This window comes from Amycolatopsis sp. WQ 127309 (assembly GCF_023023025.1).
GTDB lineage: Bacteria > Actinomycetota > Actinomycetes > Mycobacteriales > Pseudonocardiaceae > Amycolatopsis.
Genome location: NZ_CP095481.1, coordinates 2,907,025 through 2,933,349, shown reverse-complemented (window position 1 = coordinate 2,933,349; position 26,325 = coordinate 2,907,025). Strand labels below are relative to the sequence as shown.

At 70.8% G+C, this 26,325-nt stretch carries 25 protein-coding genes; 6 read left to right on the top strand and 19 right to left on the bottom strand.

Annotation, left to right across the window (positions count from 1 at the left end):
• Positions 1-29 precede the first annotated feature (29 nt).
• From MUY22_RS13455 to glf, 3 genes are read right to left on the bottom strand one after another with little or no spacing between them, the layout of a single operon-like run.
• On the bottom strand, positions 30-1,016 hold the full coding sequence (locus tag MUY22_RS13455) for a decaprenyl-phosphate phosphoribosyltransferase (RefSeq protein WP_247059931.1): 987 nt from the start codon (positions 1,014-1,016) through the stop codon (positions 30-32).
• On the bottom strand, positions 1,013-1,531 hold the full coding sequence (locus tag MUY22_RS13450; protein WP_247059930.1) for a phosphatase PAP2 family protein: 519 nt from the start codon (positions 1,529-1,531) through the stop codon (positions 1,013-1,015). The genes MUY22_RS13455 and MUY22_RS13450 overlap by 4 nt, the downstream gene beginning before the upstream one ends.
• The gene (gene glf, locus MUY22_RS13445; protein ID WP_247059928.1) at positions 1,524-2,747 is read right to left on the bottom strand and encodes a UDP-galactopyranose mutase; all 1,224 of its coding nucleotides are present in this window, start codon (positions 2,745-2,747) and stop codon (positions 1,524-1,526) included. Before glf ends, MUY22_RS13450 begins: the two co-directional genes overlap by 8 nt.
• Positions 2,748-2,826: 79 nt before the next feature.
• On the opposite strand from glf, the gene MUY22_RS13440 reads away from it, so the two are divergent.
• Positions 2,827-4,836: a DUF6541 family protein gene (locus MUY22_RS13440; RefSeq protein ID WP_247059926.1), complete on the top strand. Its 2,010-nt coding sequence runs from the start codon at positions 2,827-2,829 to the stop codon at positions 4,834-4,836.
• A gap of 139 nt (positions 4,837-4,975) precedes the next feature.
• Here the strand turns inward: MUY22_RS13440 and MUY22_RS13435 are convergent, their stop codons facing one another.
• Positions 4,976-5,872 (bottom strand): LLM class flavin-dependent oxidoreductase, encoded by an 897-nt coding sequence (locus MUY22_RS13435; RefSeq protein WP_247059924.1) that lies wholly within the window; start codon positions 5,870-5,872, stop codon positions 4,976-4,978.
• Between the two features lie 152 nt (positions 5,873-6,024).
• On the opposite strand from MUY22_RS13435, the gene MUY22_RS13430 reads away from it, so the two are divergent.
• The gene (locus MUY22_RS13430) at positions 6,025-6,825 is read left to right on the top strand and encodes an HAD family hydrolase (RefSeq protein ID WP_247063860.1); all 801 of its coding nucleotides are present in this window, start codon (positions 6,025-6,027) and stop codon (positions 6,823-6,825) included.
• Between the two features lie 4 nt (positions 6,826-6,829).
• Here the strand turns inward: MUY22_RS13430 and MUY22_RS13425 are convergent, their stop codons facing one another.
• The 3 genes from MUY22_RS13425 to MUY22_RS13415 all read right to left on the bottom strand — a co-directional run bounded on the left by MUY22_RS13425 (position 6,830) and on the right by MUY22_RS13415 (position 10,725).
• On the bottom strand, positions 6,830-7,561 hold the full coding sequence (locus MUY22_RS13425) for a 1-acyl-sn-glycerol-3-phosphate acyltransferase (RefSeq protein ID WP_247059922.1): 732 nt from the start codon (positions 7,559-7,561) through the stop codon (positions 6,830-6,832).
• Positions 7,562-7,630: 69 nt separating this feature from the next.
• Positions 7,631-9,064: a hypothetical protein gene (locus MUY22_RS13420; protein WP_247059921.1), complete on the bottom strand. Its 1,434-nt coding sequence runs from the start codon at positions 9,062-9,064 to the stop codon at positions 7,631-7,633.
• Positions 9,061-10,725, bottom strand: a complete 1,665-nt coding sequence (locus MUY22_RS13415; RefSeq protein ID WP_247059920.1) for a hypothetical protein — start codon at positions 10,723-10,725, stop codon at positions 9,061-9,063. The genes MUY22_RS13420 and MUY22_RS13415 overlap by 4 nt, the downstream gene beginning before the upstream one ends.
• Positions 10,726-10,919: 194 nt before the next feature.
• On the opposite strand from MUY22_RS13415, the gene MUY22_RS13410 reads away from it, so the two are divergent.
• The gene (locus MUY22_RS13410; protein ID WP_247059919.1) at positions 10,920-12,803 is read left to right on the top strand and encodes a DUF6541 family protein; all 1,884 of its coding nucleotides are present in this window, start codon (positions 10,920-10,922) and stop codon (positions 12,801-12,803) included.
• Between the two features lie 202 nt (positions 12,804-13,005).
• Here the strand turns inward: MUY22_RS13410 and MUY22_RS13405 are convergent, their stop codons facing one another.
• The 7 genes from MUY22_RS13405 to MUY22_RS13375 all read right to left on the bottom strand — a co-directional run bounded on the left by MUY22_RS13405 (position 13,006) and on the right by MUY22_RS13375 (position 19,466).
• On the bottom strand, positions 13,006-13,989 hold the full coding sequence (locus MUY22_RS13405) for a lysylphosphatidylglycerol synthase transmembrane domain-containing protein (RefSeq protein WP_247059918.1): 984 nt from the start codon (positions 13,987-13,989) through the stop codon (positions 13,006-13,008).
• A gap of 12 nt (positions 13,990-14,001) precedes the next feature.
• Positions 14,002-15,246 carry an acyl-CoA reductase gene (locus tag MUY22_RS13400; protein ID WP_247059917.1) on the bottom strand — a complete coding sequence of 415 codons (1,245 nt, stop codon included), beginning with the start codon at positions 15,244-15,246 and terminating at the stop codon, positions 14,002-14,004.
• Positions 15,243-16,295 (bottom strand): acyl-protein synthetase, encoded by a 1,053-nt coding sequence (locus MUY22_RS13395; RefSeq protein ID WP_247059916.1) that lies wholly within the window; start codon positions 16,293-16,295, stop codon positions 15,243-15,245. Before MUY22_RS13395 ends, MUY22_RS13400 begins: the two co-directional genes overlap by 4 nt.
• Positions 16,296-16,368: 73 nt before the next feature.
• Positions 16,369-17,763: an AMP-binding protein gene (locus MUY22_RS13390; protein ID WP_247059914.1), complete on the bottom strand. Its 1,395-nt coding sequence runs from the start codon at positions 17,761-17,763 to the stop codon at positions 16,369-16,371.
• Positions 17,760-18,497 (bottom strand): SDR family NAD(P)-dependent oxidoreductase, encoded by a 738-nt coding sequence (locus tag MUY22_RS13385; RefSeq protein WP_247059913.1) that lies wholly within the window; start codon positions 18,495-18,497, stop codon positions 17,760-17,762. Before MUY22_RS13385 ends, MUY22_RS13390 begins: the two co-directional genes overlap by 4 nt.
• Positions 18,490-18,735 carry an acyl carrier protein gene (locus MUY22_RS13380; protein WP_247059911.1) on the bottom strand — a complete coding sequence of 82 codons (246 nt, stop codon included), beginning with the start codon at positions 18,733-18,735 and terminating at the stop codon, positions 18,490-18,492. Before MUY22_RS13380 ends, MUY22_RS13385 begins: the two co-directional genes overlap by 8 nt.
• 11 nt (positions 18,736-18,746) lie before the next feature.
• On the bottom strand, positions 18,747-19,466 hold the full coding sequence (locus MUY22_RS13375; protein ID WP_247059909.1) for a UDP-N-acetylglucosamine acyltransferase: 720 nt from the start codon (positions 19,464-19,466) through the stop codon (positions 18,747-18,749).
• Between the two features lie 150 nt (positions 19,467-19,616).
• Here MUY22_RS13375 and MUY22_RS13370 point away from each other — a divergent pair, with 150 nt between their 5' ends.
• A complete protein-coding gene (locus MUY22_RS13370; RefSeq protein WP_247059907.1) occupies positions 19,617-20,723 on the top strand; it encodes a DegT/DnrJ/EryC1/StrS aminotransferase family protein in 1,107 nt (368 codons plus the stop codon).
• Positions 20,720-21,676, top strand: a complete 957-nt coding sequence (locus MUY22_RS13365; protein WP_247059905.1) for a Gfo/Idh/MocA family protein — start codon at positions 20,720-20,722, stop codon at positions 21,674-21,676. The genes MUY22_RS13370 and MUY22_RS13365 overlap by 4 nt, the downstream gene beginning before the upstream one ends.
• Before the next feature lie 21 nt (positions 21,677-21,697).
• Here the strand turns inward: MUY22_RS13365 and MUY22_RS13360 are convergent, their stop codons facing one another.
• Together MUY22_RS13360 and MUY22_RS13355 are read right to left on the bottom strand one after the other, a co-directional pair.
• Positions 21,698-22,423 (bottom strand): hypothetical protein, encoded by a 726-nt coding sequence (locus tag MUY22_RS13360; RefSeq protein WP_247059904.1) that lies wholly within the window; start codon positions 22,421-22,423, stop codon positions 21,698-21,700.
• Positions 22,420-22,929: a SigE family RNA polymerase sigma factor gene (locus tag MUY22_RS13355; RefSeq protein WP_247059903.1), complete on the bottom strand. Its 510-nt coding sequence runs from the start codon at positions 22,927-22,929 to the stop codon at positions 22,420-22,422. Before MUY22_RS13355 ends, MUY22_RS13360 begins: the two co-directional genes overlap by 4 nt.
• Positions 22,930-23,053: 124 nt before the next feature.
• Here MUY22_RS13355 and MUY22_RS13350 point away from each other — a divergent pair, with 124 nt between their 5' ends.
• On the top strand, positions 23,054-23,674 hold the full coding sequence (locus MUY22_RS13350; protein WP_247059901.1) for a hypothetical protein: 621 nt from the start codon (positions 23,054-23,056) through the stop codon (positions 23,672-23,674).
• Positions 23,675-23,862: 188 nt separating this feature from the next.
• Here MUY22_RS13350 and MUY22_RS13345 read toward each other — a convergent pair whose 3' ends face one another.
• From MUY22_RS13345 to MUY22_RS13335, 3 genes are read right to left on the bottom strand one after another with little or no spacing between them, the layout of a single operon-like run.
• Positions 23,863-24,438: a Uma2 family endonuclease gene (locus MUY22_RS13345; RefSeq protein WP_247059899.1), complete on the bottom strand. Its 576-nt coding sequence runs from the start codon at positions 24,436-24,438 to the stop codon at positions 23,863-23,865.
• A gap of 58 nt (positions 24,439-24,496) precedes the next feature.
• The gene (locus MUY22_RS13340; RefSeq protein ID WP_247059897.1) at positions 24,497-25,126 is read right to left on the bottom strand and encodes a DapH/DapD/GlmU-related protein; all 630 of its coding nucleotides are present in this window, start codon (positions 25,124-25,126) and stop codon (positions 24,497-24,499) included.
• A complete protein-coding gene (locus tag MUY22_RS13335; RefSeq protein ID WP_247059896.1) occupies positions 25,113-26,309 on the bottom strand; it encodes a glycosyltransferase family 4 protein in 1,197 nt (398 codons plus the stop codon). The genes MUY22_RS13340 and MUY22_RS13335 overlap by 14 nt, the downstream gene beginning before the upstream one ends.
• Positions 26,310-26,325 lie beyond the last annotated feature (16 nt).

Below are 26,325 nucleotides of genomic sequence, written 5' to 3'. Positions count from 1 at the left end.
AAGCCAACCTGTCGATCGGCCATGAGACTTCACAGGTAGAACGACAGGAACAGCGTGGCCACCCACGTCGCGCCGAGCACCTGGAGCACGCGGTCCTTGAGCGCGATCTCTTCGGGCTCGCCCGCGATGCCACCGTCGACGTCCACCGCGTAGCGCAGCACCGCCACCACGAACGGCACCATCGAGATCAGCGCCCACACCGAGTTGTGCTCGGTCTGGCGGATCTCGAACGCCCACAGGCAGTAGGACATGATCAGGATCGCCGCCGACGTCGCCCAGACGAACCGCAGGTAGCTGGCCGAGTACTTCTTCAGCGACGACCGGATCTTCGCCCCGGTGCGCTCGAACAGCATGATCTCCGCGTAGCGCTTGCCGGCCACCATGAACAGTGAGCCGAACGCCGTGACCAGCAGGAACCACTGGGACAGGGCGAGCCCGCCCGCGACACCACCGGCGATCGAGCGCATCAGGAAGCCCGAGCCGACGATGGCCAGGTCGACCACCGGCTGGTGCTTGAGGCCGAAGCAGTAGCCGAGCTGGACGGCTTCGTAGACCGCCAGCACGACCGCCAGCTGCCAGCTGGCGAGGAACGAGACGCCGAGGCCGGCGAGGAAGAACACGACCGCGGACCCGTACGCGACGGGTACCGGCACGATCCCGGCCGCGATCGGCCGGTTCCGCTTGGTCGGGTGCGCCTTGTCGGCCTCGACGTCGACCGCGTCGTTGATGAGGTAGACCGAGCTCGCCACCAGCGAGAAGGCCACGAAGGCGACGACCGCGTCGAGCAGCAGGCCCGTGCGGTCGGTCGATTTCGAGAAGGCGAAGAACGGGGCCGCGAAGACCAGCACGTTCTTCACCCACTGGCGCGGACGTGCGGTCTTGATCACGCCGCCGACCAGGCCGAACGGGCCGCGTGCCGCGGTCCCCGTTGTCGTCTCCGCCGTCACCGGTGTCTCCGGTGCCTCAGGAGTCACGGCCGCTTCGTCGCTGTTGCGCTGCTCGGTCGTCTCGCTCATGGGTTCTTCTTCAGCTTCCGTCGTATCAGACCACCGACGAGCCCCCCGAGGGCCGCACCGGCCAGAACGTCTGTCGGATAGTGAACGCCGAGCACGAGCCGCGAGGCGAGCATCGGCGGTACCAGGGCGGGCACCAGGTTACGCCCGGTCAATCCGGAGTAGAGCACCGCCGCCGCCGTCGTGGACGTCGCGTGCGACGACGGGAAGCTCAGCTTGCTCGGCGTGCCGACCAGAACCTCCACGCTCGGGTGGTCCGGCCGCGGCCGCCTGACCACGCGTTTCACCGCGATCGACGCCGCGTGGGCGCCGACGACGCCCGCCGACGCGATCAGCCAGTCCTTGCGCCGCTTCTTGTCGACCGCGGCGCCGATCAGGCCGATGCTGAACCAGCCGATGGCGTGCTCACCGAAGTGCGACATGCCGCGCGCGGCTTTCACCGAAACGTCACTCTTCAGAAAGCCCTGCGCCTTCGAGAGGACGGCGACCTCGCCCTTCGGGGCGCCCTTCTCAAGCATCGAGGGACCCGTCGAGCGGTGCGCCGTCGGTCAGGTGCGGGGCGATCTTGTTGTCGAACGCCGAGAGCGCCGACCCGATGGCCATGTGCATGTCGAGGTACTTGTACGTGCCCAGCCGGCCGCCGAACAGGACGTTCTTCTCGCGCGCCTCGGTCTTCGCCAGCTCGCGGTAGGCCTCGAGCTTCTCGCGGTTGTCCGGGGTGTTGATCGGGTAGTACGGCTCGTCCTCTTCCTTCGCGAAGCGCGAGAACTCGCGGAAGATGACCGTCTTGTCCTTGGGGTAGTCCCGCTCCGGGTGGAAGTGCCGGAACTCGATGATCCGGGTGTAGGGCACTTCCTGGTCGTTGTAGTTGACGACCGGGGCGCCCTGGAAGTCACCGGTCTCGGCGACCTCGGACTCGAAGTCGACGGTGCGCCAGGTGAACCGGCCCGCCGAGTAGCCGAAGTAGCGGTCCAGCGGCCCGGTGTAGACGGTCGGGGTGCCCGCCGGGATGTGCTCGCGGACGTCGAAGTAGTCGACGTTCAGCCGGATGTCGATGTTCTCGTGCTCGGCCATCTTCTCGAGCCACGCGGTGTACCCGTTGACGGGCAGGCCCTCGTAGGTGTCGTTGAAGTACCGGTTGTCGTAGGTGTAGCGGACCGGCAGGCGCGTGATGATGTTCGCGCCGAGGTTCTTGGGGTCGTTCTCCCACTGCTTCGCGGTGTACCCGCGGATGAACGCCTCGTAGAGGGGCCGGCCGACCAGCGAGATGGCCTTCTCCTCGAGGTTCTCCGCCGTGTCGGTCTCGAACTCGGACGACTGCTTGGCGATGAGCTCGCGGGCCTCGTCCGGGGTGTGCGCCTTGCCGAAGAACTGGTTGATCAGCGCCAGGTTCATCGGGAACGAGTAGACCTGGTCCTTGACCCGGGCGAAGACGCGGTGCTGGTAGCCGGTGAACTCGGTGAACCGGTTCACGTACTCCCACACGCGCTTGTTCGACGTGTGGAACAGGTGCGCACCGTATTTGTGCACCTCGATGCCGGTCTCGGGCTCGGCCTCCGAGTAGGCGTTGCCGCCGATGTGGCTGCGCCGCTCGAGGATGAGGACCTTCTTGCCCAGCTCGGCCGCGGCCCGTTCGGCGACGGTCAGGCCGAAGAATCCGGACCCGACGACGACGAGGTCGTAACCTGCGAAATCGGCTTCAGTAATCTTGGCGGGGTTCGTGTGCGCGCTCACGGGCGTCGAGGGTACGCAGGTCGGTATCCCGGCCCGCACCCGACTATCACATTTCGGCCTACGACACACCTGGAAAGCAGTGCCTGCACCCGAGGACTTCTGGAGCTACTTCGCCGCCGTGGCCACCTACGTGGCCGTGCTGGCGGTCCCCGGCGGCGTCGTCGGGTGGGCCGCCGGCCTGCGCGGCTGGGCCCTCGCGGGCCTCGCGCCGCTGCTCAGCTACGCCATCACCGGCCTGGCCGGACCCTGGCTGGCGATCGCCCACGTGCCGTACGGCCCGCTCAGCGTCGCCGCGTGCACGCTGCTGCTCGCGGCCGTGCTGCACGGCCTGCGCCGGCTGGCCGTGACCCGGGGGTGGATGACACCGGGCGCCGAGGAGCCGCACCAGGCGTGGACCCGCCGGGCGCACCTCGCCGTCGCCGGCTGCGTCGGGATCGCGACGGCGGTGTCGATCGCCGTGGTGGTGTCCGGCCGCGGCGGCACGACCGCCGTCTTCCAGCGCTGGGACACCGTCTTCCACGCCAACGGCATCCGCTACATCGCCGACACCGGCGACGGCTCGCTGACCGGCATGGGCACCCTCAACTGGTACCCCGGCGGCTCGTTCTACCCGAACGCCTACCACCTGGTCGGCGCGCTGGTCTACCAGCTGTCCGGGACGTCGATCCCGGTCACGCTGAACGCCGTCACGATGCCGATCGCCGGGCTGTTCGCGCTGGCCATGGTCACCCTGGTGCGCCAGCTCGGCGGCCGCGCGGTGTTCGCGGGCTGCGCCGCGCTGGTCGCCGGCGGCGCCACCACCGGCGCGTACGAGTCGGTGTCGAGCGGCCTGCTGCCGTTCGCGCTGGGCATCGTCCTGACGCCGCTGGCCGCGGTCGCGCTGCAGCGGTTCGTGGTCCGGCCGGGCGTCGACACCGGCGCGGTGCTGGCCCTGAGCGCGGCGGGCCTGCTCGCCGCGCACTCGAGCGCGTTGTTCGGCGCGATCCTGTTCGCGTTGCCGCTGGTGGTGCAGCGCTGGTACCGGGCGGTGCGCGGCCGCCGCGTCGACGGCGTCCCCGACGGCAAGGCCGCCTGGCGCGTCGCGGGCGGCGACGTCCTGAAGATGATCCCGGTGATGGCCGGGGCCGGCCTGCTGGCCGCGCCGCACATCCTGGGCGCCATCACCTTTACGTCCGGGTCGTACCCGTACCACCCGTGGGGCTCGCACATGGCGGTGTGGAAGGCCCTGGCCATGCTGGCGACGTTCAAGCAGGTGCTGCCGGTGCCGCAGATCTGGCTCACGGTGTTCCTGGCGTTCGGCGCGCTCACGCTGGTGGCGCTGCGGCGGCTGCGCTGGGTGATGCTCTCGGCGCTGGGCCTGTCGGCGCTGTTCGTCGTCGTCGCGTGCTTCGGCGGCGAAGACTGGGTGATCTCGCTCTCGCGCCCCTGGTGGAACGACCGGTTCCGGTTGATGGCGCTGGCGGCGATCCCGATGTGCCTGATCGCGGCGCACGGCATGAGCGAGGCCCAGCGGTGGCTGGCGAAGCTCGCCGGCGGACGCGCCTGGGTGCGCGCGCGGCCGTGGCTGACCGGCCGCGTCGGGCTGGCGACGGCGGTGCTGATCGTGGTCGCGATGGGCGTGCTGACCGGCGGGTTCTACCGCGCGGCCAACGCCAAGACGGTGTCGCTGCTCTACTACAACGGCCTGCCCGGCGAGGTGGTCCCGCCGGTCAGCCAGGACGAGATCGACGCGATGGACCGGCTGGGCACGCTGGGCATCCCCGGCGACCAGAAGGTGCTCAACGACCGCCTCGACGGCACGGCGTGGATGTACGCGCTGACCGGCGTGCACCCGGTGGCCGCGCACTACGACGCCGGCGCGGTGAACCCCGACGCCGTCTACCTGGCGGCGCACTTCCGCGACTACGACACCGACCCCCGGGTCCGCGCGGTGGCGCGGCAGCTGAACGTGCACTACGTGCTGGTCGGCAGCGGCACGATCCGCCGGGACACGCCCATCTCGCCGGGCCTGCAGAAGCTGGACGGGCTGGACTTCGTGAGCGTCGTCTACCGGAACCCGGGCGCGGTCATCTACCGGATCACCAAGTAGGACAAAGCCCTCGTGGCCGCGGCGCCCCGTGCCGCGGCCACGAGGGCTCCCCGTCCCCCAACCACCCCCGGGGTGATCCTTGACGTCTGCTCTGAAGGACGCCTGAGGGACGGCAATCGGTTTCCCGGCTACCCGGATGTCACCCGTTCGGCCCAGCGTGCAGCTCCGGCAGGACGTCGCTCGCCACCTGCTCCAGCACGGCTTCGTGGCCCTCGTACGGCGACGACGACCGCGGCCAGTGCGAGATGACGTCGGTGAAGCCCAGCTCCCCCGCGCGGCCGGCCGCGTCGCGGAACGCCTCCACACTGCTCAGGGAGAACACCGGGCACGAGTCCAGGCTGAGGTGGCGCTGGATGCCCGCCCGCTCGCGGCCGACGGCGTCGAGACGCTCGTCGAAGACCCCGGTCAGTTCCTTGATCCCGCGCCACCAGGCGTCGACGGTCTCGCCGCCCTTGCCGGTGGTCACCCAGCCCGCGCCGAACCGGGCCGCGAGCGTCATCGTGCGCGGGCCGTTGGCCGCGACCACGAACGGCAGCCGCGGCCGCTGGACGGTGCCCGGCAGGTTCCGGGCGCCGCGGGCCTTGTAGTACTCGCCGTCGAAGTCGAACTTGTCGGTCATCAGCAGCCCGTCGAGCGACTCGACGAACTCCGTGAAGCGGTCGACGCGCTGCTTGGTCGTCAGCTCCGGCGCGGCGAGCACCTCGCCGTCGTAGTGCCGGTGGTCGACACCCGCGCCGACGCCGAGGACGAACCGGCCGTCGGAGACGTCGTCGAGGGTGGTCAGCTCGCGCGTGAACGGCACGGGGTGCCGCGCGACCGGCGACGCCACGAAGGTGCCGAGCCGGATCCGGGAGGTCACCATCGCCGCCGCGGTCAGGGTCGGGATCGCGGAGAACCACGGGCCGTCGACCAGGTTGCGCCAGCCCAGGTGGTCGTACGTCCACGCGTGGTCGAAGCCGTACTCCTCGGCGGCTCGCCACTTCGGCTCGGCGGCCCACCAACGATCTTCCGGGAGAATCACGATGCCTACTCGCACAGTGCGGAACGTAACAGTGAAGCGAAGCTTCTCCGTTGAGGGTGGCGGCGGGGAGGAAGGTCGGAACGTATCGGGAACCACCGACATTCGCGCAGACGGGCGGAACCTCACCCGGACGTGTCAGGGACAATGACGGGGTGGAGAGACCCCTTCTGATCGCGTCCGACGTCGACGGCACCCTGCTCGGCCCGTCCGAAGCCCTCAGCGAGCGCACGATCGCGACCGTGCGCCGGGTGATCGAGGCCGGTGTGCCGTTCGTACTGGCCAGCGGCCGGCCGCCGCGCTGGATCGCGCCGATCGCGCGGCCGCTCGAGCTGACCGGGTACGCGGTGTGTGCGAACGGCGCTGTGCTCTACGACTGCGGCACCGAGGAGATCGTCGAGGTCCACGGCCTGCTCGAACCCCCGCTGCTGCACGACATCGCGAGCGCGCTGGACAAGGCGCTGCCCGGCTGCCGGCTGGCCTCGGAGCGCGTCGCCATCGGCGCGGTGGACCACGACATGCGCAACTTCGTGATCGAGCCGGACTACCACAACCCGTGGGGCGACAACGAAGGCCGCACCGGGCCGCGCGCCGAGGTGCTCGGGCACCCGGCGATCAAGCTGCTGGTCAGCCACCGCGGCATGACGTCCGAGGAGATGGCCGAAGCCGTGGACTCGCTGTTCGGCCGCGAGGTCGACGCCACCTACTCGTCGTCCGGCGGGCTGGTCGAGATCGCCGCGCACGGCATCACCAAGGCGACCGGCCTCGCCGACGTCGCCGCGCGCTTCGAGGTCCCGGCCGACCGGGTGATCGCCTTCGGCGACATGCCCAACGACCTCGAGATGCTCAGCTGGGCCGGCCACGGCGTGGCGATGGAGAACGGCCACCCGGCGGTGCTCGGCGTGGCCGACGAGGTCACCGGCCCGGCCGGCGACGACGGCGTCGCGCAGGTCCTCGAGCGCTGGTTCTGAGGCGTCAGGAGCGGTTGTCGAGCTCGGCCGCTTCCTCCGGCGTGGGCGCGGTCCCGCCCAGGTGGGCGGGCAGCCACCAGCGTTCCTCGTCGGACGCCGGCCGGTCCGGGTAGTCGGCCTGGGCGCGGTCGACGAGCGCGCTCATCCGGTCGCGCAGCTCCTTCGTCACGACGTCCCAGTCGTCGCCCTTCGCCGGGTGCATCGGCTCGCCGATGAGGATCGAGACCGGCACGTGCCGCCGCGTCAGGTCCTTCGGCCGGCCCTTCGTCCACAGCCGCTGGGTGCCCCACAGCGCCATCGGCACGACCGGGACGCCCGCCGCGGCGGCCATCCGGACGGCGCCCGACTTGATCTCCTTGACGGTGAACGACCGGCTGATGGTCGCCTCCGGGAAGACGCCGACGACCTCGCCGTCCTTCAGCTTCTGGAGGGCCTCGCGGTAGGAGGCGATGCCGGCGGCGCGGTCGACGGGGATGTGGTGCATCCCGCGCATCAGCGGCCCGGCGATCTTGTTGTCGAAGATCTCCTGCTTCGCCATGAACCGCGTCAGCCGCTTGGCCGGGCGCGCGCCGAGGCCGCAGAAGATGAAGTCCAGGTAGCTCACGTGGTTGCACGCGATGACCGCGCCGCCGGTGCGCGGGATGTGCTCCGCGCCCTCGACCCGGATGCGGTTGTCCAGTACCCGGAACATCGCCCGGGCCGCCGCGATCACGGGCGGGTACACGAAGTCAGCCATCCCGTCAGGTTACGGGACCGTAGGTTGGGGCCGTGGGTTCAGCGGGGAAGAACACAAACCGGGCGAACCTCACGCCGCCCGCACGCCGGCCCGCCGGCCGGGCACGGCGAGCACCAGGGCCAGCAGCAGCGTGAACAGCGCGACGGACTGGTGCTTGACGCCTTCGATGCCGTCGCCGAGCGCCGCCATGCCGAACTGCGTCACCGAGACGACCAGCAGGAACGCCAGCACGACGCCCAGCGCGGCCCGGCGCTGGTGCCACGCCCGGGCCGCCACCAGCAGCCACAGCGGCACCAGCGCGAACAGCCCGAGCGGCGCGATCAGCCCGGTCAGCCACGACACGACGGGCACCCGGTACTCCTGCGCGTGCGGCGCGAAGCCCGCCGACTCGTCGAAGCTGCCGAGGTAGTCCGGCCGCGCGGTGAGCTGGTCGGTCGCGGCGCGGTTCAGCACCCCGAGCGTCCGGCCGGGGTGGCCCGCGAAGTAGGCGATGACGTTCGCGCGGTCCATCCGGTCGCGGTAGGCCGGGTAGAGCGGGTCGATCCGCGCCGGGTGCGGGTGCCACCAGCCGTTGCCCGCGTACTGCGCGAACGACGGCGGCAGCCCGAGGTCCGCCAGGTCGGCCTGGGTGTCGTGCCGGCCGTCGACGATGTTCAGGAAGATCGTGTTGAACATGTTGATCTCGCGCGAGTCGTCGCCGGGCAGCTCGGCGAGCGTGCCCTCGGGGGTGACGGCGGGCTCGACGCTCAGCTGCGCGGCGAGCGTCACGGCCCCGAGCGCGCCGATGACCAGCACCGCCGCCGCCCACCGCCGGGCCCCGCGCAGCGTGCCCGGCCGGACCAGCAGGATCGCGACCACCAGGATCGGCAGGATGGTCAGCGTCTGGACCTTGGCGTTGACCGCCAGGACGCCACCGGCGAGCGTCACGGCCATGCCCGCGTAGCTCCACCGGCCCTCCCGGGCGGTCAGCAGCAGGCCGCCGGCGATCAGCAGCAGCCCGAGGAAGGCCGCGCCTTCACCGAGGACCGCCGCGAAGTACCCGAAGAACGCCGAATCGGCGACGACCAGCAGCAGCCCGGCCGCCACGGCGAGCCGCGCCCGGCGGCCGCAGGGCAGGCCGAGCACGATCGCGGCGACGGCCGCGGCGGCGATCAGGCTGCTCAGCAGGCCGAGGACGACCAGGCTCAGCGTCGCGGGGAAGCCGAAGAGGCCGTCGAGCCGGACGGCCAGGTCGGCCAGCCAGCTCTGCGTCAGCAGGTAGGTGGGCCGGCACGGCGCCGCGCCGGGCGGGGCGCTGTAGGCGAGGTGGATGAACGGCTCGGGCCCGCCGTGCCAGGTGATGCCGGCGCCGCAAAGCACGCGCAGGCCGTCGCCGTTGTTGGACATCGCGATCGGGCGCGGCACCAGGAACCGCACCACGAACAGGGCGAACGACGCCGCGAAGACCCCGATCCCGAGCGCGGCCCCGGTGGTCAGCCGCTGCTTCGGGACGTCGAGTTTCACGAAGGACAGGGTACGTAGCGGAAGTCCGGATCCTTGTCGAGGTCGTCGACCACGGACTTCGCCTGCTCCACCCGCGGGTAGACGGAGACCCAGTACGGCGTGCCGACCCGGCGGAACGTCGCGACCTCGTACTGGCCCGCGTAGACCGGGTCGATGGTGCAGTGCTGGCTGTCGGCGTAACCGCCGTCGGCGGGCACGGCGACGGTCGGGCGGCGACGGTTGACGACGTAGTCGTAGTCCGTGGCGTACCCGCCGTCGTGCGTTCCGTCACGCGCGATGTGGTCGTCGGTGCGGCCGAGGACGTCGACGATGAGCAGCTGCCCGCCGCGGGCCGAGAGCGCGCCGGGCGCGGCGGCGCTGACCACCGACCCCGGCGGCAGGTACGTGCCCAGCCAGCCGCCGATCTCGGTGAGCTCGGTGCCGTAGGTGTGCCAGTCGCGCACCCGGCCGAGCATCTCGGGGCTGAACACCGAGACGAGCACGGCGATCCCGGCCAGGCCGCAGGCGGTCACCGGGACCAATCGCGTGCCGGCGGGCCAGGCGCGCGGCCGCGGTGACGGCTTCCCGTCGACGTCCGCCGTCAGCACGCCGTACGCCGCGACGGACCCGACCGAGAGCAGGGGCGGCACCGCGGCCAGCAGCCGCCACGACGGCCCCGCGTCACCGCCCGACAGGACGGCCGCGGCGGCGAGGCCCGCCGTCATGGCGAACATCAGCCAGATCAGCGCGCGGGACTCCAGGGCAGCGCCGGCCGCGCGACGCAGCAGCAGCGCGACCGCGGCGACCAGCGCGAGTAGCAGGAAACCCTGGTGCACCAAGGCGAACCCGGACAGGTACGGCCAGCCGCCCGCCACCTGCGCGCCGAACGGGCCGCCGAGTCTCGCGGCCAGCGGCGCCGGGACGTAGTGCTGGTAGAACGTCAGCCGCCAGGCCAGCCGGGGGATCAGGAACACCAGCGCGCCCAGCGTGTAGCCCGCGGGCGCCCACCAGCTGTGCTGCTTCTTCACGGCGGCACCGGCCAGCCAGAGACCGCCGAGGACGCCGACCACCAGGCCGGTCGGGCTGGTCATCACCGCGAACGCGACGAGCACCCCGGCCACGACCGGACGGCGCGCGGCGAGCGAGTAGCAGACGGCGAGGACGAGGAGCACGAACAGCGGCACCTCGGAGCCGGACGGCCCGTAGACGGCCAGCCCGCCGGCGGCCGCCGTCAGCACCGCGGCGGCGACCCCGATCGCCGGCCGCGGCTCGGTGCCCTCCGGCGTCGCGGCCGCGACCACCCGGTTGACGAGGAAGTAGGAAAGCAACACACAACCGAGGGCCGAGAGCACCCCGAACACGACGGCGGTGGTTTGCACGTCGGCGCCGAATGCGGCGCGCGGAAGGGCGATCAGCACCAGCCAGAAGAAGTTCGTATAACCCTCGACGCGTTCACCGGGGTTGAAGACCGGGCCGTTGCCGTCGGCGATGTTCGTCGCGTACCGGAACGAAACGAGCGCGTCTTCCGTGACGGTCGCGAACAACAGCTGGTGCAGCAGCGAAAGACCCAGCGTGAGGGTGAGGACAACACCGCGCAGGCCGCGGTCGGTGCCCAGCCGACCCCAGGTCAGCACCACGATCGCGGCGAGCACCAGCCACGCCACCACGACCGCGTAGACCACCCGGCCCCCTCACCTCGTCGCCCTGCCGGCCCCGCCAGGTTATCGGGCATCGGGAGGCGAACCCCGGGCCAATATAACCCGATCGGGTGGCAATTCCGACGATTCCCGCGACGCCTTCGAAATCACGCGCAAAAGCCCTGATCAGGGCCGTCCCCCGGGCTGCCCGGCCGGCCGTTGTCGGCTTAGTCTCCAGCGTGCTCTCCGTCTGCGCCGCCATTGCCGTCCTCGCCGTCCCGGGCCTCCTGACCGGGTACGCGGCGGGCGTGCGCGGCTGGGCCCTGGCCGGGCTGACGCCGTTGCTGAGCTACGCCGTCGGCGGGCTGACCGGACCGTGGACCGCGGCGGTCGGCCTGTCGTTCACCCCGCTGACCTACGCCGTGTCGACCGTCGTGTTCGTCGCGATCGCCTTCGGGGTCCGGAAACTGACCGTGCGCCGCAGCTCGCCGGAGCCCGGACCGGGGCTGTGGGCGCGGCGCGGGCACCTCGCGGTGGGCGCGTGCCTGCTGTTCGCGGCGGTGATCGGCGGTTACGCGACCCTGCTCGGCCTGGGGCACCTCGGCGCGCTGCCGCAGGGGTTCGACGCGGTGTACCACGGCAACGCCGTCCGCTACATCGCCGACACCGGCGACGGCGGCCTGTTCGGCACCGGCCACGTGAACTGGTACGGCGACGCGGCGCCGGTGTTCTACCCCAACGCCTACCACCTGCTGGCGGCCGTGACGTACCGGCTGAGCGGCGCGTCGATCCCGGAGGTGCTGGACGCGAACACCGTGCTGCTGCCGGGTTTGCTGGCCCTGTCGCTGGTGACGCTGGTGCGCGAGTTCCGCGGCCGCGCGGTGCTGGCCGGCGCGGTCGCGCTGACGGCGGTGGCGCCGGTGATGGGCGTCTACGAGTCGATGGACCGCGGGCCGCTGCTGCCGTTCGCGCTGGGGCTGACGCTGACGCCGTTGAGCGCGGTCGCGCTGCGCCGGTACCTGGAGCGGGTCGCGCCGGACACCGGGCTGGTGCTGCTGCTGGCCGCGGTCGGGCTGCTGTGCGTCCACTCGTCGACGTTGTTCGGCGGGATCCTGTTCGCCGGCCCGCTGCTGGTCCAGCGCTGGCTCGGCGGGTGGCGCCGGATCGGCCGAGACCTGCTGGCCCTGCTGCCGATCGCGGTGGTGGCGCTGCTGGTGGCGTGGCTGCAGCTGTTCGGGGCGCTGGGCCTGGCCAACAGCGCGGTGCCGTACTACGGCTGGCCGAGCGAGTGGCGCGCGTCGACGGCGCTGGGGGCGCTGCTCGGGTTCCAGCACCAGGAGCCGCACCCGCAGATCTGGCTGTCGGTGGCGTTGTTCCTGGGCATCGTGTTCTTCGCCCGCGCGGGGGCGCTGCGCTGGATCGGCCTGACGGCGGCGGTGACGGGCCTGGCGTACATGGCGGTGGCGTCGTCGAACGCCCCGCTGGTGATGGCGCTGTCGAGGCCGTGGTGGGACGACCCGTACCGGTTCTTCGCGATGGCGGCGGTCCCCCTGTGCGTCCTGGCGGCGCACGGCTTGGCGGAGACGCAGGCGTGGCTGTCTTCGCGGTTCTCTCGGATACCGGCGGTCGCCGTGGCGGTGGTGGTCCTGCTGGGGTTCGTCCTGCTGTCGAACGGCCTGTACTTCCGGTCCAACGGCGCCCGGGTGGCCGCGGGCTACCAGGCCGCGGACCCGGCGAAGCTGCGGGTGACGCCGGGCGAGGCCGCGGCGATGGCGGAGCTCGGGAAGCTGGCCGAGCCGGGTGAGTGGGCGATGAACGACCGCTTCGACGGGACGGCGTGGACGTACGCGCTCTCGGGCGTCCGCACGGTGGCGGCGCACTACGACGAGACGCTCCCGCCGTCGGACGCCCTGCTGCTGGCGGACCGGTTCCGCGACTACGAGATGGACGCGGCGGTGCGGGCGGCGGTGCGGCGGTTGAACGTGCGCTGGGTGATCTTGGGGAAGCCGTCCACGGAGCCGGGGAAGCCGTACCAGCCGGGGCTGATCGGGCTGGCCGGGGAGCCGTTCCTGCAGGAGGTCTGGCGTGACTCGGACGCGGTGATTTATCGACTCCGACCCTGAAGTTGTCCACAGGTGCACAAGTGCCTGTGGACAACTTGGGTACAGGCCTGTGGGCAGCTGCCCGATCGTGCGGAAATCGGGGTGGAATGCTGTGACAGCCCCGGAAAGCCCGCTTGCGTCACGGTGACGAAAGGCCCCGGTTGCGGCTCTGAAGAGAGCTCCCGCGGGCTAGTTGTCCACAGGCCAAGAGCGAAGCGGCAGGTCAGGCGGCTGCGGGGGTCTTGCCGCGCAGCGAGCGGGCCGCGAGGGCCGCGCCGCCCGCCGTCAGCAGGTCCGCGACCGTGAACATCACCCGGGAAGCCACCGCGAACGCCGTGGCCTGGCCGACCGTCAGGCCGCTCGCCGTGAGGACCGCGACCTGGGCCACTTCGCGGACGCCGACGCCGCTGGGCAGGATGAACGCGAACGTGCCCACCGTCATCGCCACGGCCATCGCGCCGACGCAGAGGATGAAGCCGCTGATGCCGGGGGTGCCCACGGAGTTCGCCAGGAGCCACAGGTGGACGCCCTGCAGGCACCACGCCGCCGTCGAGGCGCCGAACACCTTGCCGACGACCTTCCAGGTCAGCGGCTGCTGCAGCGGCGGCCGACGCAGCACACGCAGCACCAGCGACGTGCCCCACGTCAGGATCTTCGGGTGCAGCATCGCCAGGCCGACCGGGATCAGCACGAACAGCCACAGCGCGCGCGGGCTGTTGCTGAACACCGCCGGGGCCGCCAGCAGCGACACGACCAGCGCCGACACGATGCCGACGCCGAGCTGGATCAGTGAACCGGTGAAGATGCGCGCGCGGGCCAGGCCGGCCTTGCGGCCCAGCTCCATCTGCAGCAGGTACGCCCAGACCGAGCCGGGCACGTACTTGCCGAGCGAGCCGACCAGGCAGATCTGGGCGCCGCGGGCGTAGCCGATCGGCTTGCCCAGGTCGTCGACCATCACCTGCCAGCCCCAGGTGGACACCATGATCGCCGCGACCAGGGCCACCAGGCTCAGCAGCGACGACTGCCAGGCCACGTCGTGCAGGGTGCGCCAGAACTCACCCCAGTTCGCCGCGAGCTGCTTGGCCGCGAAGCCGATGACCAGCAGGATCGCGACCCACCTGACGACGTCGAGGATCTTCGCCTTGGTGGACTTCGGCTGCTTCTTGGCAGCCGGCGTCTCCCACTCCGGCGACTCCAATGTCGTCATCGACGCATCTCCTCAGGCCTGCACGGTGACCAGGCGGCTGAACTCGGCCAGCAGATCGTAACCGTCCCAGACCGCCGAGAACGTCAGGGCGGAGCCGAACGGCACGATCCGGTCGACTCCGCGACCGGCGAGTTCGTGGGCGAACGCCGTCAGCTCTTCCGTGGTAAAGCCGAACTGGCCGACCGTCTGGTCCTTGCGGAGGACGGTCGGGACCAAATCGGACAGGGACGCGACCCGCGCGTTGGCGAACGTGCCGGCGCCGAGCCACTCGCGCGGCATGGTCGCCGGGTCGGCCAGCTCCAGCGTGGCCAGCCCGTTGCCCGCGAAGGAGATGTCCTTGACCAGGCCGTCGACCGCCGCGCCGTACGCCGAGACGCGCTTCTGGACCGCCATCGCCGGCTCGGTGACGTGCTGCTTCGTCACGAGCACCTGCGCCAGCAGCGTGCGGAACTCCTGCCCCGCGACGCGCGCGCCGTCTTCGTCGCCGACCCAGAACACCGCGCGCGGGGACGAGCAGGCGGCCTGGTCGAACCAGTACGAGTCGTTGTAGAAGCCCTCGGCGGCCGCGCGGCGCTCCGCTTCGGACGCCCGCTGCCAGCCCGCCACCGACGCGACGGCGAACGACGAACGGTCCGGGAACGTCAGGTCACGCGCGTGCGGCGCGAGCGGGTACTTGCGCAGCGCCGCGACCGAACCGTCGCCACCCCAGATGACGCGTAGGTCGGCGGCCAGCGACAGGGCGCCGCTCACCTCGTCGCTGCGGTCGTAGGTGACCATCCGCTGGGTGGCGGTGATCGCCGCCGCGGTGGCCGGGTCCACTTCGGACAGTGCGGCGTTCAGCGCCTCCAGCACCGCTTCGGCGGCCCCGGCCGAGCGCGACGACACCCGCACGACGTTGTGGTTGCCCGCCAGTGCGGACAGCGCCCACGAGTAGACGAAGATCGTGTCGACGTTGGCCGGCGGCACGTGGAACACGAGCCCGCGCGGGAACCGCAGCGCGCCACCCTTGGTGTCCAAAGTGGACAACGCCTTGGCGATCTCGCCCTTGCGCAGGAAGAACCCGAGCGACGCCAGCTCCGGGAACCGGCGCGCGGTGGCCGGGGCCAGCAGCTTGCGGGCGAACTTCGTGACGAACTCGACGACCCGCGGGTCACCGACGCGCAACCGGCCACCGGGCGGCTCGGCACGCAGCTCGCCGACCAGGTCGGTCACGGAAACCGCGTCAGCCAACGGAAAACGCTGGGCAAGGGTGCTCACGCCGCCGCTCCCGAGAACGTGTCCGAGCAACCGCGGGCCTCGGCCTTCGGCAGCCGCCCGAGGACGGAGAAGTGCTTGCCCGGCCAGTCGCCGTCGTCGATCCCGTTGCAGACGCCGAGGTCTTCGGTGAGCAGCACGTGCCCGGGGTAGGACCGCGGCAGCGTCGAGACGACCTCGATCACGCCCGGCTCCCCCACCGGCTGCTCTTCCCAGGTCTCCGGGTTGCGGATCACGACGTCGGCGAAGTCCGGGCAGTACAGCGAGTTGCCGGACGGGCCTTCGAGGAACACGGTGCCGATCTGCTCGATCATCCCGTAGTAGTTGTGGATCCGGGTGAGCCCGGTGTCCTCCTTGAACCGGCGCCGGAACTCGGTGTTGTCCACCGCGCGGTCGATCAGCTTCTTCCAGCCACCGGAGTGGACGAGGATGCCGTTGGACAGGTCGAGCTGGTGCTCCCGGGCGACCTCGTAGAGGTACTGCCAGACCATGAACGTGAAGCCGAAGATCAGGAACGGCTTGCCGCCGTACTCGGCCAGGAACTTCTTGACGGCCTCGACGTCCGGCCGGTCGTTCTCGTCGAGCACGTACGTGTGCTTGCGGCCGAAGTTCGCCATGCCCAGCACCCCCGCGCCGCGCGCGGAGAACGAGCGGCGGTTCTTGATGATGCCGATGGTGTCGACCATCAGCATCGGCAGCCGCTCGCCGCCGAGGACCTCCTGCAGGGTCGCGCCGAGCTGCTTGGTCTGCGCGCCCGCGGCTTCCTTGTCGAGGTAGATCCGCGACGCGCCGGCACCGGTGGTGCCGGACGAGGTGAGGGTCTTGAACACCTCACTGTCCGGAACGGACTTCAGGTCGTGCGTCTTGAACATCCGCACCGGCAGCCAGGGCAGGTCGGCGATCGTGTCGAAAGACGCGTCCGGCGCGATTCCGAGCGACGACAGGATCCGTTTGTAGCCCTCGGAACTCGCCCGGTGGTGTGCGGTCAGGGCGGCGAGCTCGGGCAACAGCAACGCCTCCCGGTCAGCCTGCGACCGAGTGAACACGCTCATGCGCCGACCTCGCTGACGCTCAGCTCGGCCTGAGCGGCGAACGCTGTGTTGAATGATTCACTCGCAGGCTCGCTCATACCTTCGCCTCCAACGACCGGTAGTCGATCTTGCCGCTGGCCAGCAGCGGCACGGTGTCGATCGGGCGCACGTCGAACCCGCTCGTGTGCAGGTGCAGCCGCTCGGACAGCGCCTTCGACGCGTCCTTGCAGATGTCCTTGCCGACGCCCTCGGCGAACAGCACGACCTTGTCGCCGGCGGGCACCGCCGCCACGACGTCGATCCCGACCGCCGCGGTGCGGACGGCCTGCTCGAGATCGTCGAGGCTGACGCGGTTGCCGAAGACCTTGCCGATGCGTTTGAGCCGGCCGGTGATGAACAGGAACCCGTCTTGGTCGAGGTACCCGAGGTCACCGGTGGCGAGCACGCCGCCGCATTCGTCACCCTTGGCCAGGCCGGACTCGTCGTCCGCGTAACCCAGCATCACATTGGGCCCACGGTAGACGACCTCACCGACAATTTTCGGGTGCGTGGTCTCCGACCCGTCGTCGCGGCGGACGGCGAACCGGCCGCCCGGCAGCGCCGGCCCGGCGGAACCGAGCTTTTCGGCCAGCCGCTCGGCGGGCACCGTCGTCATCCGCGGGGCCGCCTCGGTCTGGCCGTACATCACGTACATCCGGCCGCCGACGGCGATCATCTTGTCGTTGAACTCGGTGATCAGGTCGTCGCGCAGCTTCCCGCCGGCCTGCGTCAGGGTGCGCAGCGTCGGGTACTTCGCGGGGTCGAACTTGAGCCGCCGCAGCATCTCGTAGTGGTACGGGACGCCCGAGAGGGACGTCACGCCGTGGGCGTTCACCGCGTCCCAGAAGCCGCGGCCGAGCACGCCGGACGGCTCGATCACGACGGTCGCGTCGCGCACCAGGTGCGAGTTCAGCACCGACAGGCCGTAGCTGTAGTGCAGCGGCAGGCAGGTGGGCGCGACCTCGTCGGCGTCGATGCGGAGCACCTGCGCGATGGCGTCGGCGTTCGACAGGATCGCCTGGCGCGAGAGCCGGACGAGCTTCGGGTTGCCGGTGGACCCGCTGGTCGGGAGCAGCACGGCGAGGTCGGGGTGCGGCGCGACGCCGTCGGCCGACGAGCGGATCCAGTCGTCGCCCCGGATCATGTACCCGGCAGGCGCGTCACCCGAAGCGGACAGCACGGCGGCCGGGCGGAAGCGTTCGACGAGCCCGGCGAGCACGTCCACGTCCAGCGCCGGGTCGATCAGCGCGATCGCCCGGCCGGACTCGAACGCGCCCAGGTAGGTCAGCACGCTCGGCAGGTCGACGGACATCCGCGCGAACACGACGCCGACCGGCAGCTCCGCCAGGGCTTCCATCCGGCGGCCGACCTCGGCCGACAGTTCCGCGCCCGCCAGCGTGCGGCCCCCGGCCACGTCCACCAGCCGAGCTCCCGCACCCAACAGCGTCACAGCACCAAGCCTCCGTCGACGCCCAGCACCTGGCCGGTGATGAAGGACGCATCATCGCTCACCAGGAACCGGATCGCGTTCGCCACGTCTTCCGCCCGGCCGAGCCGCCCGAGCGGCGTCTTGCCGGCGTTCTCGGCCTTCGCGTCCTCGCTCAGGCCCGCGGTCAGGTCGGTCTCGATCACGCCGGGCGCGACCGCGTTGACCCGGATGCCGGACCGGCCGAGCTCCTTCGCCGCCGACCGCGCGATGTTCGCCACCGCCGCTTTCGACGCCGCGTACACCGTCTGGCCGGCGCTTCCGTGCTCGCCGACGATCGAGGCGAGCACCACGATCGAGCCGGTCTTCTTGCGCATCATCGCCCGCGCGGCCGCCTGCACGGTGTGCAGCGTGCCGGCGACGTTCGTGCTCAGCGTCGTGTCGACGAGCTCTTCGCGGATCATCCCGAGGAGCGCGTCCTCCATGATCCCGGCGTTGGCCACGACGATGTCGAGCCGGCCGTACTCCTTCGCGACGCCCCTGACCAGCGAAGACACCGCCTTCGCGTCGGTGACGTCGAGCGCGAGCCCGGCCGCGGCGCCCGCAGCCGAAGCGGCTTCCTTCGCGCGGGTCTCGTCGCGGCCGGTGAGCACCACCGTCGCGCCCGCCCCGGCGAGCGCGCGGACGGTGGCCAGGCCGATCCCCCGCGTCCCGCCCGTGACGAGCGCGACGCGACCGGACAGGGAGTCGTCAGTCATTCTTCGACTGGAGCTCGGTGACCATGTCCACGGCGACCTTGAAGCTCGACATGTCGATGACCTGGTCGGTGTCGAACTCGACGTCGAACTCGTCCTCGATGGCCGCGACCAGCGCCATGTGGCCGACGGAGTCCCACGCCTCGATCTCGCGGTACTTCAGGTTCTCGACGTCCACGTCGCCGTCCAGGTCCAGCGCCTCGACGAAGACCTCACGCAGCTTGGGGGCCACTTCAGACATGCTCACGACTCCTAGTGCTCTTCGCGCGGGCGGGCGTCCCACGCCTTTACCAAGGTAGAGAGGTCGCCGGGCAGGGTGGCGTCCGGGAGACCTTCCTTACCCTTCAGCCACGGCCCGAGCGCCTCGATGGTCGCCTCGTCGAGGCCGCGGCGGGACAGGCCCACCACGTTGACGCCGGTGACCCGGGCCGGGTTGCCGACCGCGATGGTGAACGCGCCGATCTCGCGGCGGACCGCGGAGCCCATCCCGACCATCGCGCCGGGGCCGATCACGACCTTCTGGTGCAGCACCGCGCCCATGCCCAGGTTCGCGCCGTCCCAGATGTGGCAGTGGCCGCCGGTGACGACGTTGGACGCGATGGTCACGGCGTCGCCGACCAGGCAGTCGTGCGCGATGTGCGAGCCGCGCAGGTAGTAGCCGTCGCTGCCCAGCGTCGTCGTGCGCCAGGTGCCCTGGTGGACGCTCGCGTACTCGCGGATCTTGTTGCGGCTGCCGATGACGACGCCGTGGCCGTCGTGATCCGGGTCACCGGTCGGCGCGGTGTCCCAGGCGGCCGGGTGGGGGCGGCCGCGGTCCTCGCCGGGCGTGCCGATCGTCACGTGCGGGCCGATCCAGTTGCCGTCCCCGATCCGCGCCGGCCCGGCGATCACCGTGAACGGGCCGATCACGTTGTCGTCCCCGAGTTCGACGCCTTCGCCGAGGACGACGGTCGGGTGGATGCGGTTGGCCACGGGTCGGGTGTCCGTTCGTCGGCGGCTGGGTACTGGGCGTGCTACCGCGCCCGGTAACGTGTGGCCCGCGTTCATGCAGGGCGGCCGGGCGCAGAACCGGCGGCTCACTGTACCGGACGCGTCGAAATCGCCTGCCGAGAGAGACTGCCCATGATCCCCATCACCGTGGTCGACGTCCGCGACGCGGAGGACCTCGTCGTCGAGGTCCTGCGTTCCGGCGCCATCGCACAGGGACCGATGGTCAAGCGCTTCGAAGACGCCTTCGCGGCGGTCTCCGGGACGAAGCACGCGATCGCGGTCAACAACGGGACGACGGCACTGGTCGCCGCGCTCCAGGTCCTCGACCTGAAGCCGGGCGACGAGGTCGTCACGTCGCCGTTCACCTTCGTCGCGACGCTCAACGCGATCCTCGAGGCGGGCGCGACCGTCCGCTTCGCCGACATCCGGCGCGACGACTTCGCGATCGACCCCGACGCCGTCGTCAAGGCCGTCACCGACCACACCAAGGTGCTCATGCCCGTGCACCTCTACGGCCAGACCGCGGACATGGGCAAGCTCGCCCCGCTCGCGGCCGAGCGCGGGCTGACGGTGATCGAGGACTCCGCGCAGGCCGTCGGCGCGTCGTTCGAGGGGAAGCAGGCCGGCTCGTTCGGCATCGGCTGCTTCTCGCTGTACGCGACGAAGAACATCACCACCGCCGAGGGCGGCGTCATCACGACGGACGACGACGCGCTGGCCGACAAGCTGCGCGTGCTGCGCAACCAGGGCATGCGGGCCCGGTACCAGTACGAGGTCGCCGGCCACAACTACCGGATGACCGACCTGCACGCCGCCGTCGGCATCCCGCAGCTGGCGAAGCTCGACCAGCTGACCGCCGCCCGCCAGGCGAACGCGAAGCGGCTCTCGGAGGGCCTCGCGGGCACGCCGGGCCTCGACGTCCCGCAGGTGCTGCCGGGCCGTGAGCACGTGTGGCACCAGTACACCGTGCTGGTCGGGCCGCACGCGTTCCTCTCGCGCGACGAGCTGGCCGCGGCGCTCACCGAGCGCGGCATCGGCAACGGCATCTACTACCCCAAGATCGTCTTCGACTACGACTGCTACCGCGATCACGACCTGATCCCGGGCGCGCGCGTCGAGGACTTCCCGGTCGCGAAGTCGGTCGCCGACCAGGCGCTGTCGCTGCCGGTGCACCCGCACCTGACCGAGTCCCAGCTGGACACCATCATCGAAACCGTTCGCGAGGTACTGGGCGCATGACGCATCGGATCGCTGTTGTCGGGACGGGGAACATGGGTTCCCTGCACTCGCGCGTGCTCGCCGCCAACGAACGCGTGGAGCTGGTCCGCGTGATCGATCCGCGCGAAGAGGCCGGCAAGGCCGTCGCCGAGCGGTACGAGACGAAGTGGACGCCGGAGATCGGCTCACTGTCCGATGTGGACGCCGTCGTGCTCGCCTCGGCCACCGAGGTGCACCACGACCTGGCGCAGGAGATCCTCGGCCAGGGCAAGCCGATGCTGGTCGAAAAGCCGGTGTGCAACAGCTACGAGAAGTCGCAGGAGATCGTGGCGCTGTCGAAGAAGCAGGGCGTCGCGCTGATGTGCGGGCTGCTCGAGCGCTACAACCCGGCGGTGATGACCGCGCGGGCGCTGGTGCAGGAGCCGATCCACCTGATGGCCCGCCGCCACGGCCCGTACGCGCCGCGCATCAAGACCGGCGTCGCGTGGGACCTGCTGGTGCACGACGTCGACCTGGCGATCCAGTTCTTCGGCGGCGCGACGCCGGCCCGCGTCACGTCCGGCGCGGGCTACTTCCACCCGCAGTCGGTCGAGGGCGCCGAGGACACCATCGAGACGGTGCTGTCGTTCCCGACGGGCCTGGCCACGGTGTCGGCGTCCCGCTTGGGGCAGAAGAAGGTCCGGTCGCTGGTGGTGTCCGAACTGGACCGCCTGATCGAGATCGACCTGCTGCGCCGCGACGTCACCATCTACCGCCACATCTCGCACGACTCGGTCACCCCGGACGGCCTCGGCTACCGCCAGCAGACGGTCATCGAGATCCCGGAGCTGATCACCGCGCGGGAACCGCTGGCCACCCAGCTGGACCGCTTCTGCGACCTGTTGGAGGGCAAGATCGACGCCGACACCGAGCGCGACCTGATCCTGCCCTCGCACCACGTCGTCGAGCAGGTCCTCACCCAGGCCGCCGCCTGACGCTCCCCGGGGCCGGCTCACTCACTTGGTGAGCCGGCTTCCCTTGCTGTCGTAGGCGATCAGCGGTGTCAGGGACGCGGAGTCCGGGACCGCGACCGGGTCGAACCAGAAGATGACCACGTTCGGGTCCTTGCTCCACTTCGCCACGTTCGCCTGGATCGTCTTGCCGTGCACCGTCGTGGTGATGCTCGCGGCCGCGCCGGCGAAGTAGCCGAAGACCGGGATGGTCTGGTCCTGCAGGACCTCGCCGCCGTCGGTGGCGTGGAAGCCGAACGAGCGGTCGGAGCCGCGGAACTCGTTGGTGGCCAGGACCGGCTCCAGGTTCCCGCCGTCGCGGAGACCGGCGACCAGTCCGAAGTGGATGTCCGGCAGGATCTGCGGCTCGTCGACCGCCTTGGCGAAGATCACGATCTCCCCGGCCGCGGTGCGGATGCCGGTGCCGACGACCTCGCCCAGTGGCTCGGCCGCAGGCGGCCCGGCGGTCGTCGGCGGCGGGACCGGAGACGTCGACGAGTGCGGGGCCGGCGGCTGCGCGACCGGCGCGGGCGCGGGCTGCCGCAGCTGGACGGCGAACACGACCACCAGCACGACGACGGCCGCGGCGGCGAGCCCGCCGGTGGTCGTCAGCACGCGGCGGCGACGCCGGAGACGCGTGCCGTCGGCCATGATCCGGCTCAGGTCCGGCTCGGCGAAGGGCTCGGACGGCGGCCGCCGGAGGGCGGCGCGGAAGTCGTCGAGGTCGTTCATCGCCCGCTCCCTCCGATCAGCGTGTCTTCGGTGCCCGCTTCGATCCGCAGCTTGGCCAGCGCCCGCGAATTCGTGCTCTTCACGGTACCCAGCGAAACGCCCAGTTCGCGCGCCACGTCGGCTTCGGGCAGGTCGAAGAAGTGCCGCAGCACGACGACGGCGCGCTCGCGGGCGGTCAGCGTCTTGAGCACCGACGTGAGCCATTCCCGCTGGGTGACGGCCTGGTCGACGTCGGCGCGGTCCGGCCGCTCGGGCATCTCCTCGGTGGCGTACTCGCGGATCGGGCGCCGCCAGCCGTCGATGACGTGGTTCATCAGGACGGTCCGGGCGTAGCCGTAGGCGTCCTTGTGGCGGACCCGCGACCACGCCGCGTACGTGCGGGTGAAGGCCGTCTGGGCGGCGTCTTCGGCCTGGTGCCGATCGCCCGTGAGCAGGAACGCGGCGTGCGTGAGGCGAGCCGAGGACGCGCGCACGAAGTCCGCGAACTCGTCGTCACCGCGCGCCATGCGTCACCCCTTTCGCCCCCAGCGACGGCCGGGCCCCGGAAAGGTTGCGCGGGCGCGTCTCAACCTTTCCGACCCTACGCCCGTAGTCACCGGCGGACGATCTTGCCGATCCGGGAGGAAACCCGTGAAGAACCGCCTCGTCATCGCCGGTACCGTGGTCGCCGCTTGCGGCGCACTGGTGGTTCCCGGCCTTCTGACCAGCGCGAACGCCGAGACGCCGCCGGCCGCTCCGGTGGCCGCCGCACCGGTCGCGCCGGCCGCACCGGTTTCGCCGCCGCCGACCCGGGACGCCGCGCCCGAGCACGAGGTGCTGGGCGACGTCATCGGCACGGGCCGCCGTGACAGCTCCGGCGAGCTGGTCTTCTACGGCGTCAAGCTGCAGGAGCCGCGGCTGCCGGACACGACGTTCGGCATCATAGGCGGCATCCGCGACGCCGCGGGCGGCCTGAAGGACGTGATCGTCGCCAACGAGTTCGCGGGCGGCGACAAGGCCCCGGGCTTCCACGCGGTGACCGGCGGCGCGAACCTGGACGGCCACGACGTGCCGAGCTTCGGCTACTACGCCGGCCCGGCCGCCAAGATCACCGCCGCCGGCGACGTCGTCGCGCACCAAGCGAAGTGGAGCGCCGACCCGAACGTGGTGGTGTTCTGGTTCGACTCGGCCGCCGACCCGGGCCGCCTGCGCGCCTACGACGCGGCGGGCACCAAGCTCCCGGCGGGCCACACCGGCGTCGGCCACGGCTGAAACGTTGCGTAACCGATATCCTGCGCTCGGTGACCGAGCGCTAGATTATCGTCCGTGCGCTTCGTAGAGGAATCTTCGCCGCCGCATGCATGCTGACCTGCGTCACAGCGTGTACGGACGGCTCCACGACGGCGGCGCCGGCGACCACGCCGGCGCCGCTGTCATCCACTTCAGGGAGCAACCGAAGTTCAAGGGCGCTGAGCGCGCCGGGTGGTGAGTGCGTTCAGGTCGATGGTCAACGCATGGCCACCGAAGTCGAGTTCGGCGACGCCGGACTGTTCGCCGAAGTTCTCGTAGTCCTCGTCGACCAGCCGATAGGTGATCATGCTGATCGGCGGGTCGAGGTCGACGATCCAGTAGTGCTCGATCCCGGCTTCCGCGTACTCGGAGAACTTCGTGACCTGGTCGGTCCGCCTGGTGCCCTCGGACAGCACTTCGATCACCAGCTGCACATCAGCGACATCGAGCCGAGCCGGGTTCGTCGCCACCAGGGCGGCCGGGGCCACCAGCACGTCGGGCACCCGGACGGTCAGCGGTGCCTCGGCGATGACTGCTTCGACTTCGCTCAGCGCACAGTACTCATCCGGGAGCTGCTCGTTGATCAAGTAGCCCAGCCGGGTAAGGGCAAGCTGGTGGAATGGCATCGGACGCGGCGCCACGACAAGAACCCCTTCGACCGCTTCGACCTGGTACTCCGGGGTTTCCGGCAGATCGATCCAGTCTTCAAGGGACAAGAGGTGGTGAGGCCACTCCATGACACTCATCGCCTTCTCCTCGCCGCAGTTACTGGACGTCATCTTCGCACGTCAGCCTGCCGGAAAGCTACTGCTCCGAGTAGTCGCCCGATGGGGCTCCCCAGCCCGAAGTGTTCTGCCCGTGTGACTCCGCGATCTCGCGGCGGCGGGCGTTGTCCGCCCGGACACGGTCCACTTCGGACTGGATGTACTCCTCGTCGTAGCGCTGGAAGACCCGGGCCGGGTTGCCCGCGACCAGCGTGCGCGGCGGGACGTCCTTGGCCACCACCGAGTTCGGCTGGACCGTGGCGAAGTCGCCGATCGTCACGCCCGCCATGATGACCACCAGGCCGCCGATGAAACAGCCCTTGCCGATCTTCACCGGCTTGCGCTCGATCAGGTCGCTGCCCGAATGGTTCTGCAGCGTCATGTTCGCGAGCCAGCTGGAGTGCGTGAAGATCAGCGTGTTCAGCCCGATGCTGGTGTGCTCGCCGATCTCCAGGCCGCCGCTCGCGTCGAGCGCCGCTCCTTCGCCGACCCAGCAGTGGTCGCCCATCTTGAGGTTCTCGGGGCTGATGATCTTGACGCGCTCGCGCACGCGGCACGTCGAAGGCAGCCCGTAGAACTGCGCCCGCTCGGCGTCGTTCATGTACTGCGAGACGAGCTCGGTCAGGATCTGCGGGCGCAGCCGGTGGCTGCGCTCGTCATCGAAGAACATGGGCGTCCGACACCAGTTTCTCGAAGGTCCGCAGGTGCTCCTCGGCGACGACGTCGAGGCCGAAGTTCGACCGCACCATCTCGCTCGCCCGCTGCGCGATCTGCGCGCGCCGCTCGGGGTCGTCGAGCAGCTCGATCACCGTCGAGGCCACGGCTTCGGCGTCGTCCGGGCGCACCAGCAGCACGTTCTCGCCGTTGCGCAGCTCGATGCCCGGGTAGTTGTCCTCGGTGACCGACGCGATCGTCGCGGTGCCGGACAGCATCGCCTCCAGCGACGCCGTGCCGCAGCCGCCGTTGAGGTCGTGCGTCACGATGTCCGCCGCCGCGAAGTACGCCGGGACGTCCTCCTTCGGCACCGCGCCGGTGACGACCAGCGCCTCGGAGACGCCCAGTTCGGCGGCCCGCTTCAGGAACGCGTCGTGGTAGACGCGGCCGACGACGACCACCCGCACGCCGGGGTGTCTGTCCAAAATGGACGGCAAGGCCTCGATGAGCGGCAGCCGGTTGCGCAGCGGGATGACGTGCCCGAGCGAAACGATCAGCGGCGCGTCGCCGATTTCGTGCTCCGCGCGGACGTCCTTCGTCACCGGCTTCGCGAAGTGGCCGGTGTCGACCGCGATCGGGAAGTACTCGGAGTTCGCGTCGCTGGTGCCGTAGCGCTCGACGCAGTAGTCGACGCCGAGCTTGTCGAGGATGACGTACCGCGGCCGGATGTAGCGCAGGATCGGCCGCACGAGCACCGCGTCGAGCACCCGGAACACACCGCCGTACAGCTTGTTGTCGCTGATCAGCAGGGTGTGGATGGTCAGCAGCACCGGGATGTGCCGCCGCCGCGCGTAGATCCCGGCCAGCCACGACAGGTCGAAGAACTGGCCGTGCAGGTGGATCGCGTCCGGCTTGAACTCGTCGAGCAGCTTCCACAGCCGCCGCCAGTTGCCCGGCCGCACCGACGCGAAGCTCATGTCGAAGTCGATCGACAGGCCGACCTGCGGCATCTTCGTCGCCGGGAGGCGCACGACGCGGTAGCCGTCGCGCTCCTCCTCGGCCGGGGCGTCGGCGTAGGCGGCCGTGATCGCCAGGACCTGGTGGCCCTCCTCGACGAACTGCGCCGCGAGCGAGGCCGACATGTGCGCGCTCCCGCCCACCCGGGGCGGGAAGAAGTTGTTGACCACCGCGATGCGCATCGCACGTCCTCGGGCA

Bases quoted from the DNA above. Each gene is read 5' to 3' on its own strand.
- MUY22_RS13455 (WP_247059931.1), bottom strand. From the start codon at position 1,016: ATGAGCGAGACGACCGAGCAGCGCAACAGCGACGAAGCGGCCGTGACT.
- MUY22_RS13425 (WP_247059922.1), bottom strand. From the start codon at position 7,561: ATGGCTGACTTCGTGTACCCGCCCGTGATCGCGGCGGCCCGGGCGATG.
- MUY22_RS13340 (WP_247059897.1), bottom strand. From the start codon at position 25,126: ATGTTCTTCGATGACGAGCGCAGCCACCGGCTGCGCCCGCAGATCCTG.
- MUY22_RS13345 (WP_247059899.1), bottom strand. From the start codon at position 24,438: ATGAGTGTCATGGAGTGGCCTCACCACCTCTTGTCCCTTGAAGACTGG.
- MUY22_RS13335 (WP_247059896.1), bottom strand. From the start codon at position 26,309: ATGCGCATCGCGGTGGTCAACAACTTCTTCCCGCCCCGGGTGGGCGGG.
- MUY22_RS13450 (WP_247059930.1), bottom strand. From the start codon at position 1,531: ATGCTTGAGAAGGGCGCCCCGAAGGGCGAGGTCGCCGTCCTCTCGAAG.
- MUY22_RS13360 (WP_247059904.1), bottom strand. From the start codon at position 22,423: ATGAACGACCTCGACGACTTCCGCGCCGCCCTCCGGCGGCCGCCGTCC.
- MUY22_RS13365 (WP_247059905.1), top strand. From the start codon at position 20,720: ATGACGCATCGGATCGCTGTTGTCGGGACGGGGAACATGGGTTCCCTG.
- MUY22_RS13380 (WP_247059911.1), bottom strand. From the start codon at position 18,735: ATGTCTGAAGTGGCCCCCAAGCTGCGTGAGGTCTTCGTCGAGGCGCTG.
- MUY22_RS13395 (WP_247059916.1), bottom strand. From the start codon at position 16,295: ATGAGCGTGTTCACTCGGTCGCAGGCTGACCGGGAGGCGTTGCTGTTG.
- MUY22_RS13355 (WP_247059903.1), bottom strand. From the start codon at position 22,929: ATGGCGCGCGGTGACGACGAGTTCGCGGACTTCGTGCGCGCGTCCTCG.
- MUY22_RS13405 (WP_247059918.1), bottom strand. From the start codon at position 13,989: ATGACGACATTGGAGTCGCCGGAGTGGGAGACGCCGGCTGCCAAGAAG.
- MUY22_RS13385 (WP_247059913.1), bottom strand. From the start codon at position 18,497: ATGACTGACGACTCCCTGTCCGGTCGCGTCGCGCTCGTCACGGGCGGG.
- MUY22_RS13370 (WP_247059907.1), top strand. From the start codon at position 19,617: ATGATCCCCATCACCGTGGTCGACGTCCGCGACGCGGAGGACCTCGTC.